Raw genomic sequence first — 11,766 nt, 5'->3', positions numbered from 1 at the left:
GCTCCCCATGCTGTCCCTGCTCCCCGACGTGCACGCGCCCCTGATGACGCTCATGACGATCCCCAGCCCGTCGCAGGGCGTGTGGCACCTCGGTCCGGTGCCGATCCGTGGCTACGCGCTGTGCATCATCCTCGGCATCGTCGCCGCGATCTGGATCGGCGAGCGCCGCTGGGTCGCGCGTGGCGGCATCGCGGGCGAGGTCAGCGACCTGGCGATCTGGGCCGTCCCGTTCGGCCTCGTCGGCGGGCGGCTCTACCACGTGATCACCGACTGGGAGCTCTACTTCGGCGAGGGCAAGAACCCGGTCACCGCGCTCTACGTCTGGCGCGGCGGACTGGGGATCTGGGGCGCGATCGCGCTCGGCGCCGTCGGCATCTGGATCGGGTGCCGCACCCGCGGCATCAAGGTGCTGCCGCTCCTCGACGCCCTCGCGCCGGGGGTGCTGGTCGCGCAGGCGATGGGTCGCTGGGGCAACTGGTTCAACCAGGAGCTCTACGGCGGCCCGACGAACCTCCCGTGGGGCCTCGAGATCGACGTCGCCCACCGCGAGGCCGGGCTCCTCGACGTGGCGACGTACCACCCCACGTTCCTCTACGAGTGCCTGTGGAACCTCGCCGCGTTCGCGGTCCTGATCTGGCTCGACCGCCGCTACCGGATCGGCCACGGCCGGGTCGTCGCGCTCTACGTGATGCTCTACACCGCCGGTCGCGGGTGGATCGAGAACATGCGCATCGACGAGGTCCAGATGAACGACGTGCTCGGCCTGCGCCTCAACGTGTGGACCTCGATCGTGCTGTTCGTCGCCGCCGCGATCTTCTTCGCGTGGTCGCTCAGGAAGCACCCCGGGCGCGAGGAGACGGTGCGCACGCAGGAGCCCGACACCGAGGACGTGAGCGAGGACCGGGGCGAGGACCGGATGGACCGGGAGTCCCGCCAGGAGTCCGACGGGACGTCCGAGGACGAGACGTCCGGGTCCACGGCCTGACATGTGCGTCCCCACCGGCGTGAGCCGGTGATAGATTTCCGTCTTGCTCGGGCCAACGTCGTCCCCAGCGGTAACGCCCACCACCCGTGACCTGCCAGCGCTCAGCCGCTGGCGCGCCGGGACGACGACGGGAGAATGCCTCCATGCACGCATTCCCGCCGAGCCAGGGTCTCTACGACCCTCGCCACGAGAAGGACGCCTGTGGTGTCGCCATGGTGGCGACGCTGACAGGAGAGGCGAGCCACGACATCGTGGCCAAGGCGCTCACGGCCTTGCGCAACCTCGACCACCGCGGCGCCGCCGGCGCCGAGGTCAACTCCGGCGACGGCGCCGGGATCCTGCTCCAGGTGCCCGACGCGTTCCTGCGCGAGGCCACCGCGGAGCTCGGCTTCGAGCTGCCGCCGGCCCGGGCGTACGCCGTCGGCACCGCGTTCCTGCCCGGTGACGCCGAGCAGGTCGCCAAGATCCGCCAGCGCATCGAGGAGATCGCCGACGAGGAGGGCCTCGCCGTCCTCGGCTGGCGCGAGGTCCCGGTCGACGACTCGACCCTCGGCGCCACCGCGCGCAGCGTGATGCCGGCGTTCGCGCAGGTGTTCGTGGCGGGCAAGGGCTCGCGCGTGAGCGGCATGGCCCTCGAGCGGATGGCCTTCTGCCTGCGCAAGCGCGCCGAGTCCGAGACCGACGTCTACTTCCCGTCGCTGTCCTCGCGCACCCTCGCCTACAAGGGCATGCTCACCACCGACCAGCTCGACCAGGTCTTCCCCGACCTGACCGACGAGCGCGTCGCCTCGGCGATGGCGGTGGTGCACTCGCGCTTCTCCACCAACACGTTCCCCAGCTGGCCGCTGGCGCACCCGTTCCGGTTCATCGCCCACAACGGCGAGATCAACACCGTCATGGGCAACCGCAACTGGATGCGGGCGCGCGAGGCGCTCCTCGAGAGCGACCTCATCCCCGGCGACCTCGAGCGGCTCTTCCCGATCTGCACCCCCGAGGCGTCGGACTCGGCGTCGTTCGACGAGGTGCTCGAGCTGCTGCACCTCGCCGGCCGCTCGCTGCCGCACGCCGTGCTGATGATGATCCCGGAGGCGTGGGAGAACCACACCGAGCTGGACGAGAAGCGCCGCGCGTTCTACGAGTTCCACTCGATGCTGATGGAGCCGTGGGACGGCCCCGCCTGCGTCGTGTTCACCGACGGCACCCAGATCGGCGCGGTCCTCGACCGCAACGGCCTGCGCCCCTCGCGCTACTGGGTCACCGACGACGGCCTCGTCGTGCTGGCCTCCGAGGTCGGCGTCCTCGACCTCGACCCCGCCACCGTCGTGCGCAAGGGCCGGCTCCAGCCGGGCCGCATGTTCCTCGTCGACACCGAGGAGCACCGCATCATCGAGGACGAGGAGATCAAGGGCCAGCTCGCCTCCGAGCAGCCCTACGACGAGTGGCTGCACGCCGGCCAGGTCCACCTCGACGACATCGACGACCTCGAGCACATCGTGCACACGCACGCCTCGGTGACGCGCCGCCAGCAGATCTTCGGCTACACCGAGGAGGAGCTGCGCGTCCTGCTGAGCCCGATGGCCAACACCGGTGGCGAGGCGCTCGGCTCGATGGGCACCGACACCCCGATCGCGGCGCTCAGCGACAAGCCGCGGTTGCTGTTCGACTACTTCGCGCAGCTCTTCGCCCAGGTGACCAACCCGCCGCTCGACGCGATCCGCGAGGAGCTCGTGACCTCGCTCAGCGGCTCGATCGGCCCGGAGGCCAACCTCCTGGCCCCGAGCCCGGCCTCGTGCCGCCAGATCGTGCTGCCCTTCCCGGTCTTCTCCAACGACGACCTGGCCAAGATCCGGCACATCAACCGCAACGGCGACATGCCGGGCTTCCAGGTCCACATCGTCCGCGGCCTCTACGAGGTCGCCGGGGGAGGGGAGGCCCTCGCCGCCAGGCTCGACGAGCTCAGCGCCGAGGTCTCCGCCGCGATCGCCGACGGCGCACGGATCATCGTGCTGTCCGACCGGCACGCGACCGCCGACCTGGCGCCGATCCCCTCGCTGCTGCTGACCGGGGCGATCCACCACCACCTCGTCCGCGAGAAGACCCGCACGCAGGTGGGCCTGCTCGTCGAGGCCGGCGACGTGCGCGAGGTGCACCACGTCGCGCTGCTGGTCGGCTACGGCGCGGCCGCGGTCAACCCCTACCTCGCGATGGAGTCCGTCGAGGACCTCGCCCGCGAGGGCTACTACGTCAAGGTCGAGCCCGAGAAGGCCGTCGCGAACCTCATCAAGGCGCTCGGCAAGGGCGTGCTCAAGGTGATGTCGAAGATGGGCGTCTCCACGGTCGCCTCCTACACCGGCGCGAAGATCTTCGAGGCCGTCGGCCTCTCGCAGTCCGTGATGGACCGCTACTTCACCGGTACGACGTCCAAGCTCGGCGGCATCGAGCTCGAGACGATCGCCGAGGAGGTCGCGCGCCGCCACGCGACGGCGTACCCCCGCGGCGGCATCTCGCCGGCGCACCGCGAGCTCACCATCGGCGGCGAGTACCAGTGGCGCCGCGAGGGCGAGCCGCACCTGTTCGACCCCGAGACAGTCTTCCGCCTGCAGCACTCCACCCGCAGCGGCAGCTACGACGTGTTCAAGCAGTACACCGACCGGGTGAACCAGCAGTCCGAGCGCCTGATGACGCTCCGCGGGCTCTTCACCTTCAAGGACGGCGTGCGCGAGCCGATCGACGTGGAGGAGGTCGAGCCGGTCTCGGAGATCGTGAAGCGCTTCTCGACCGGTGCGATGTCCTACGGCTCGATCAGCCAGGAGGCACACGAGACCCTCGCGATCGCGATGAACCGGCTGGGCGGCAAGTCCAACACCGGTGAGGGCGGCGAGGACCCGGACCGCCTGTACGACCCCGAGCGCCGCTCGTCGATCAAGCAGGTCGCCTCCGGCCGGTTCGGCGTGACGTCGGAGTACCTCACCAACGCCGACGACATCCAGATCAAGATGGCGCAGGGTGCCAAGCCCGGCGAGGGCGGCCAGCTGCCCGGCCACAAGGTCTACCCGTGGGTGGCCAAGACCCGGCACTCCACGCCGGGCGTCGGCCTGATCAGCCCGCCGCCGCACCACGACATCTACTCGATCGAGGACCTGGCGCAGCTGATCCACGACCTCAAGAACGCCAACCCGTCCGCGCGCGTCCACGTGAAGCTCGTGTCCGAGGTCGGCATCGGGACGGTCGCCGCAGGTGTGTCGAAGGCCCACGCCGACGTCGTGCTGGTCTCCGGCCACGACGGCGGCACCGGCGCCTCGCCCCTCACCTCGCTCAAGCACGCGGGCGGCCCCTGGGAGCTCGGCCTGGCCGAGACCCAGCAGACCCTCCTGCTCAACGGGCTGCGCGACCGGATCGTCGTGCAGGCCGACGGCCAGCTCAAGACCGGGCGCGACGTGATCATCGCGGCGCTGCTCGGCGCCGAGGAGTTCGGCTTCGCGACCGCACCGCTGGTCGTCAGCGGCTGCATCATGATGCGGGTCTGCCACCTCGACACCTGCCCCGTGGGTGTCGCCACGCAGAACCCGGTCCTGCGCGAGCGCTTCAGCGGCCAGGCCGACTACGTGGTGAACTTCTTCCAGTTCATCGCGCAGGAGGTGCGCGAGCTGCTCGCCCAGCTGGGCTTCCGCAGCATCGCCGAGGCCGTGGGCCAGGTCGGCACCCTCGACGTCGCCCAGGCGGTCGACCACTGGAAGGCCGCCGGCCTCGACCTCGCGCCGATCCTGCACCAGGCCTCGCGGCACGGTGAGTTCGGCCAGTTCGAGGACCAGGACCTGCGCAACACCAAGGTCCAGGACCACGGTCTCGACAAGGCGCTCGACAACGAGCTCATCGCCATCGCCGCCCCGGCGCTGGAGTCCGGTGAGCCGGTGCGTGCGCAGGTCGCGATCCGCAACGTCAACCGCACCGTCGGCACGATGCTCGGGCACGAGGTGACCAAGCGCTACCGCGGTGAGGGCCTGCCCGACGGCACGATCGACATCACCCTCACGGGATCGGCCGGTCAGTCCTTCGGCGCCTTCGTGCCGCGCGGGGTGACGCTGCGCCTCGAGGGCGACGCCAACGACTACGTCGGCAAGGGCCTCTCGGGTGGACGCCTCGTCGTGCGCCCGGACCGGGCCGCGACGTTCGAGGCCGCCGAGCAGGTCATCGGCGGCAACACGGTCGGCTACGGCGCCACGTCGGGCCAGATCTTCCTGAGCGGCCGCGTCGGCGAGCGCTTCTGCGTCCGCAACTCCGGGGCCAGCGCGGTCGTCGAGGGCGTGGGTGACCACGGCTGCGAGTACATGACCGGTGGAGTCGTCGTCGTGCTGGGCCCGACGGGCCGCAACTTCGCCGCGGGCATGTCGGGCGGCTACGCCTTCGTGCTCGACCTCGACGAGTCGCGGGTCAACCCCGAGCTGGTCGAGCTGGCGCCCGTCACGGGCAAGGCGGCCGACGAGCTCAAGACCCTGGTCGAGGCGCACGCCGAGGAGACCGGCTCCGCCGTCGCCACGGCGCTGCTCGCCGACTGGGACCACTCCCTCGCCCGCTTCACCGAGGTGATGCCGGGCGACTTCAAGCGCGTGCTGGAGGCTCGTGAGGAGGCCCTCTCGGAGGGCCTCGACGAGGACCAGGCCAACGCCCGCATCATGGAGGTGCTTCATGGCTGACCCGAAGGGATTCCTGAAGAGCGGGCGCGAGGTCGCGTCCCGCCGCGACGTCGCCGAGCGCGTCCAGGACTGGGACGAGGTCTATCCCGACGGCATCGGCCGCGCGCTGCTGCCGATCATCAACACCCAGGCCAGCCGCTGCATGGACTGCGGCATCCCGTTCTGCCACCAGGGCTGCCCGCTGGGCAACATCATCCCGGAGTGGAACGACCTGGTCTGGCGCGACGACTGGGACGGCGCGATGGACCGGCTCCACGCGACGAACAACTTCCCGGAGTTCACCGGTCGCCTGTGCCCGGCCCCCTGCGAGACCGCCTGCGTGCTGGGCATCAACCAGGACCCGGTGACCATCAAGAACGTCGAGGTCTCGATCATCGACCGCGCGTGGGGCTCGGGCTACGTCCGGCCGCAGCCGCCGGAGTGGCTCTCGGGCAAGACGGTCGCCGTCATCGGCTCGGGCCCGGCCGGGCTCGCCGCCGCTCAGCAGCTCACGCGGGCCGGCCACACGGTCGCCGTCTACGAGCGGGCCGACAAGATCGGGGGCCTGATGCGCTACGGCATCCCCGAGTTCAAGATGGAGAAGAAGCACCTCGACCGACGCCTGGACCAGATGCGTCGCGAGGGCACCGTGTTCCGGGCCGGCGTCAACGTGGGCGGCGACATCACGGGCCCGCAGCTCCTGGCCCGGTACGACGCCGTCGTGCTGGCGATGGGCGCGACCGAGGCGCGTGACCTCCCCGCCACCGGGCGCGAGCTCGGCGGCATCCACCAGGCCATGGAGTTCCTGCCGCAGGCCAACCGGGTCGCCCTCGGTGAGGAGGTCGAGGGCCAGATCCTCGCCACCGACAAGGACGTCGTCATCATCGGCGGCGGTGACACCGGCGCCGACTGCCTCGGCACGTCGATCCGCCAGGGTGCCCGCTCGATCACCCAGCTCGAGATCATGCCGCAGCCGGGCGGGGAGCGACCCGCGGGCCAGCCGTGGCCGACGTACCCCATGCTCTTCCGGGTCTCCTCGGCCCACGAGGAGGGCGGCGACCGGATGTACGCCGCCTCGACCAAGGAGTTCGTGGGCGACGCCGACGGCAACGTCGCCTCGCTGCGGCTGGTCGAGGTCGACGCGAAGTTCCAGCCCGTCGAGGGCACGGAGCGGGAGATCCCGGCGCAGCTCGTGCTGCTGGCGATGGGCTTCGTCGGACCGGAGAAGAAGCTGGCCGGGGGAGAGTCCGGCCTGATCGAGCAGCTCGGTGTGGAGCTCGACGAGCGCGGCAACGTCAAGCGCGACGGCTCCTACGCCGCCTCCGTCCCGGGCGTGTACGTCGCCGGCGACGTGGGCCGTGGCCAGTCGCTCATCGTGTGGGCGATCGCCGAGGGTCGCAGCGCCGCTGCGGCGGTCGACGCGCACCTCACCGGCTCGACGACGCTGCCCGCGCCCATCAAGCCGCACGAGCGCCCGCTCGTCGTCTGAGGCCCTCTGGCCGTGACGCCGGGTGAACGGCACCACCCACCCCCATGTACGGGGGTGGGTGGGTGCACGAACCCGGCGTTACAGCGGGACGCGCAGTAACTGATCTGCTTTGGAACGATCCAATCTGCGATAGGGTGAAGCACGTGCGTAGAGCAAAGATCGTCTGCACCCTCGGCCCCGCAGTGAACACCCCGGAGGGCATCCGAGCACTCGTCGACGCCGGGATGGACGTCGCCCGGCTCAACATGAGCCACGGGGCGTACGCCGACCACGAAGCGGTGTACCGACTGGTGCGCAAGACCTCCGACGAGACCGGCCGTGCCATCGGCATCTTCGCGGACCTCCAGGGCCCGAAGATCCGCCTGGAGACCTTCGGCGACGGCCCGGTGAAGCTGAAGCGGGGTGCCACCTTCACCATCACCACGCGTGACGTGGTGGGCGACGTCGACCAGTGCGGCACGACCTACAAGGGTCTGCCCGGCGACGTGAAGCCCGGCGACCCGCTGCTCATCGACGACGGCAAGGTGCGCCTCAAGGTCATCTCGGTCGACGACACCGACGTGGTCACCGAGGTCGTCGTGCCCGGCAAGGTCTCCAACAACAAGGGCATCAACCTGCCCGGTGTCGCGGTGTCGGTCCCCGCACTGTCGGACAAGGACACCGAGGACCTGCGCTGGGCGCTGAAGCTCGGCGTGGACTTCATCGCCCTGAGCTTCGTGCGCAACGCCGTCGACGCCGAGGACGTGCGCGCCATCATGCGCGAGGAGGGCATCTTCGTGCCCGTGATCGCGAAGATCGAGAAGCCCCAGGCGATCGCCAACATCGACGAGATCGTCGACGCCTTCGACGGCGTCATGGTCGCGCGCGGCGACCTCGGCGTGGAGTGCCCGCTCGAGGACGTGCCGATCCACCAGAAGCTCATCATCGACAAGGCCCGCCGCAACGCGAAGCCGGTCATCGTCGCCACGCAGATGCTGGAGTCGATGATCACCGCGCCCGCGCCGACCCGCGCCGAGGCGAGCGACGTGGCCAACGCCGTGCTCGACGGCGCCGACGCCGTGATGCTCTCGGGCGAGACGAGCGTGGGGGAGTTCCCCATCATCGCTGTCGAGACCATGGCCCGCATCGTGGAGTCGACCGAGGACCACGGCCTGAGCCACATGGCCGCCGTGACCTGGAAGCCGCACACCCGTGGCGGCATCATCGCCAAGGCCGCGGCCGAGGTGGCCGAGAGCGTCAACGCCAAGTACGTCGTCGCCTTCACCGTGAGCGGTGACTCCGCCAAGCGTCTCTCGCGCTACCGCGGCCCGATCCCGGTGCTCGCCTTCACCCCGACGGCCCGCACGCGCTCGCAGCTCGCGCTGACGTGGGGCGTGGAGACCTTCCAGGGCGCCGAGGTCGAGCACACCGACGAGATGGTGCGCCAGGTCGACGAGTCGCTGCTCCACATCGGCCGCGTCAAGGAGGGCGACCTGGTCGTCATCATCGCCGGCAGCCCGCCCGGGATCCCCGGGTCCACCAACGCGCTGCGGATCCACCGGATGGGCGACGCGATCTCGGGGGCGGCGCCGGCCTACCGCCGGTCCTGAGTCCTACTCCTTGGGCCCGACGAGGCCGTCGAGGAGCGAGACGGCCTCCCGCCGGGAGACCGAGACGACTCGTCGTGCCGAGCGCCGCCACGGTACGTCGATCAGGTCGAGCGCCCACGTGCAGAGCCCGATGATGTCCTCGCTGGCGTTGGTGAACTGCCAGCGCGGGTAGTCGTAGCGACGCTTCTCGCCCGCCACGACGCGAGTGGCCCAGTTGTTCACCCGGGCGCCGTCGGAGTGGAGGAGACCCCGGAGGAAGTCGGCAGGGAAGTCCTCGACCACCTCACGCTGCCAGCCCTGCAGCACGATGTCGCGCTCGTGCTTGCGGCCCGATCCGTGCTGGGGGAACAGGCAGGGCCAGTGCTTCCACGACACGGTGGCGACCACCGCGCCCGGGACGACACGTGTGTGCGGCCTGCCGTGCGGCTTGACGATCGCCATGAGCTCGAGCACATGGGCGTTCAGCACGACGTAACGCGCGTCGTTGACGACGTGGAGGTTGTAGACGCCCCTACGCCCGAGCGTGATGTGGCCGTCGCCGAGGTACCACCCCAGCAGCTCGGCGTACTGCTGCGCTGCGAGTGGTGCGCCGTCGCACCGCGGGCACGGGGGAGCGAGGTGGCCCTGGCCGCGCGGCTGGCCTCGCCGCTGGTAGAGCCGACGCCACCGTCGGATCGTCTTGACCGCGACGCCGTGCAGCGCTGCGTTGTCGGCGTCGCGCATGCCTCGGTCCGAGCACCGCAGGGCCGAGTCCACGGTCGACTGCGGGCGGACATGGACCATGCGTCCAGTCTCGGCGAAGCCACTGACAGTGGCCCGGCGTGCCGGGTGTGGGAGTCGAACCCACACGCCCTTGCGGGCAGTGGTGTTTGAGACCACCGCGTCTGCCATTCCGCCAACCCGGCTAGGTGCGCACACGGTAGCGGAACTAGCCTTGTCGTCGTGACGCAGCCTGAGACCAGTCCCGCCGCCGCGGCCCCCCAGGACGCCGTGCGTCGGGTGGTGATCGCCGAGGACGAGGCGCTCATCCGGATGGACCTCGCCGAGATGCTGGGCGAGGAGGGCTACGAGGTCGTCGGCCAGGCCGGCGACGGGCAGAGGGCCATCGAGCTGGCCCGCGACCTGCGACCCGACCTGGTGATCCTCGACGTGAGGATGCCCGTCCTCGACGGGATCGCCGCGGCCGAGGCGATCGCCGGCGAGCGGATCGCCCCCGTCGTGATCCTCACGGCCTTCTCCCAGCGCGACCTGGTCAAGCGGGCGCGCGACGCTGGCGCGATGGCGTACCTCGTGAAGCCGTTCCAGCGCGGCGACCTCGTCCCCGCGATCGAGATGGCGGTCAGCAGGTACGCCGAGATCGCGGTGCTCGAGCGCGAGGTCTCCGACCTCCAGGAGTCGCTCGCGACCCGCAAGTCGGTCGACCGGGCCAAGGGCGTGCTGCAGGAGAAGCTCGGCCTCAGCGAGCCCGACGCCTTCCGCTGGATCCAGAAGACGGCGATGGACCTGCGCCTGTCGATGAAGCAGGTAGCCGACGGCGTCGTGGAGCACGGCGTGGCCGGCCTCGGGGGCGGCGACAGCGCCTGAGCGCCTCCGGCGTCGAAAGTCCGATCCTGCCCGTTCCGGCCCGAACCCACCCGTTAGGGCGCTGTTTCGCGCGCCCTCGCACCACGTTTCGGTTGTGTTTCCGGACCAGACCGGATGGTCACGAATCGGCAACGGCGTGCAACTCGACCCTCCCAATCGTGTCCCGGGCCACATTCAGGGTGTTAGGTTCCCGCCACGAGGCTGCCGAGGTGGACAGCCCATAGAACTGTGGAGGGATCTATGATCCGCTCGTCCAAGACGTGGCAGGCTGTCGCGTTCACTGCTGTGGCCGGCCTTGCGCTCACCGCGTGTGGCACGACCGACACCGGCGGTGGCGGCAGCGACGCCAGCGGCGGCGACTGCGACTTCAAGATCGGTGCGATGGGTGCGCTGTCCGGCGCGAACGCCAGCATCGTCATCCCGTCGGTCGACGGCGCCCAGCTGGCGCTCGACCAGTGGGACGGCGGCGACTGCACCGTGACCCTGGAGCGCTTCGACACCGAGGGTGACCCGGCCAAGGCGACGCCTGTCGCGACCCAGATCGCCGGCGACGACTCGTTCATCGGTGTCATCGGTGGTGCCTTCTCCGGTGAGACCCGTGCGACCAAGTCGATCTACCAGGACGGCGGGATCCCCATGATCAGCCAGTCCGCCACTGCGACCGACCTCACCCAGGAGGACCCGGTCGAGGTCTTCCATCGTCTCGTCCCCTACGACGACTACCAGGGTGCGGCCATCGCGAAGTACCTGACCGACGAGGTCGGCGCGACGAAGGTCTTCGTCGTCGACAACTCCGAGGCCTACGGCGAGCCGCTGGCCGACCGCGTCGAGGAGACCCTCGGCGACAAGATGGTCCAGCGCGACAAGACCGAGGTCGGCCAGACCGACTTCGCGCCCACCATCTCCAAGATGGAGTCGGCCCAGCCCGACGCGATCATGTACGGCGGCTACATCGCCGAGGCCGCGCCCCTGCTCAAGCAGATCCGCGACGCCGGCATCGACGCCCCGTTCATCGGTGGTGACGGCCTCTACGGTGCCGACTTCGGCAAGGCCGTCGGCGACGCCGGCGAGGGTGCCGTCGTGATGTGCCCCTGCGCCCCGATCGACGAGTCCAGCACGTTCGCCTCCGACTTCGAGGGCGAGTTCGGTGGCGCTCCCGGTGCCTACGCCGCTGAGGGCTACGACGCGATGAGCGTCTTCCTGGCCGCGCTCGACGACGGTGCTCGCACCCGCGAGGACGTCCTGGCGTTCGTCAACGACTACACCGGTGAGGGCCTGAGCAAGGACATCGCGTTCGACGAGAACGGCGACGTCCCGGCCGACCAGGTCTCCTACTGGGCCTACAAGAACACCGACGGGACGCTCACCCCCGAGGTCGAGGTCAGCCCCTGATCCTTCACGGATCGCACACATGAATCACGCGGGGGCGGTCGGGTCCAACCCGAC

At 70.2% G+C, this 11,766-nt stretch carries 7 protein-coding genes and 1 tRNA gene; 6 read left to right on the top strand and 2 right to left on the bottom strand.

Features of this window, described 5'->3' with window-relative positions:
- The first annotated feature begins 7 nt into the window (after positions 1–7).
- From lgt to pyk, 4 genes are all read left to right on the top strand, one after another.
- Positions 8–985, top strand: a complete 978-nt coding sequence (lgt, locus tag EUA93_RS17620; RefSeq protein WP_207208820.1) for a prolipoprotein diacylglyceryl transferase — start codon at positions 8–10, stop codon at positions 983–985.
- 143 nt (positions 986–1,128) lie between these two features.
- The gene (gene gltB, locus EUA93_RS17615; protein WP_129401604.1) at positions 1,129–5,679 is read left to right on the top strand and encodes a glutamate synthase large subunit; all 4,551 of its coding nucleotides are present in this window, start codon (positions 1,129–1,131) and stop codon (positions 5,677–5,679) included.
- Positions 5,672–7,147: a glutamate synthase subunit beta gene (locus EUA93_RS17610; protein WP_129401603.1), complete on the top strand. Its 1,476-nt coding sequence runs from the start codon at positions 5,672–5,674 to the stop codon at positions 7,145–7,147. The genes gltB and EUA93_RS17610 overlap by 8 nt, the downstream gene beginning before the upstream one ends.
- A gap of 143 nt (positions 7,148–7,290) precedes the next feature.
- Positions 7,291–8,736: a pyruvate kinase gene (pyk, locus tag EUA93_RS17605; RefSeq protein WP_129401602.1), complete on the top strand. Its 1,446-nt coding sequence runs from the start codon at positions 7,291–7,293 to the stop codon at positions 8,734–8,736.
- A gap of 3 nt (positions 8,737–8,739) precedes the next feature.
- Here the strand turns inward: pyk and EUA93_RS17600 are convergent, their stop codons facing one another.
- Together EUA93_RS17600 and EUA93_RS17595 are read right to left on the bottom strand one after the other, a co-directional pair.
- Positions 8,740–9,519, bottom strand: a complete 780-nt coding sequence (locus tag EUA93_RS17600) for a transcriptional regulator (protein WP_129401601.1) — start codon at positions 9,517–9,519, stop codon at positions 8,740–8,742.
- Between the two features lie 39 nt (positions 9,520–9,558).
- Positions 9,559–9,641 (bottom strand) — tRNA-Leu (locus tag EUA93_RS17595).
- A 37-nt stretch (positions 9,642–9,678) separates the two neighbouring features.
- Between EUA93_RS17595 and EUA93_RS17590 the strand changes: the two genes are divergently transcribed.
- Together EUA93_RS17590 and EUA93_RS17585 are read left to right on the top strand one after the other, a co-directional pair.
- Complete coding sequence (locus EUA93_RS17590; RefSeq protein WP_129401600.1) at positions 9,679–10,320, top strand: ANTAR domain-containing response regulator; 642 nt, start codon at positions 9,679–9,681, stop codon at positions 10,318–10,320.
- A gap of 240 nt (positions 10,321–10,560) precedes the next feature.
- A complete protein-coding gene (locus tag EUA93_RS17585; protein ID WP_129401599.1) occupies positions 10,561–11,712 on the top strand; it encodes a branched-chain amino acid ABC transporter substrate-binding protein in 1,152 nt (383 codons plus the stop codon).
- The last annotated feature ends 54 nt before the right edge of the window (positions 11,713–11,766 follow it).

The organism is Nocardioides oleivorans (assembly GCF_004137255.1).
GTDB classification, from domain to species: Bacteria; Actinomycetota; Actinomycetes; order Propionibacteriales; family Nocardioidaceae; genus Nocardioides; species Nocardioides oleivorans.
The sequence above is the reverse complement of the archived record's forward strand: the minus strand, read 5'-3'. Positions and strand labels throughout refer to the sequence as shown.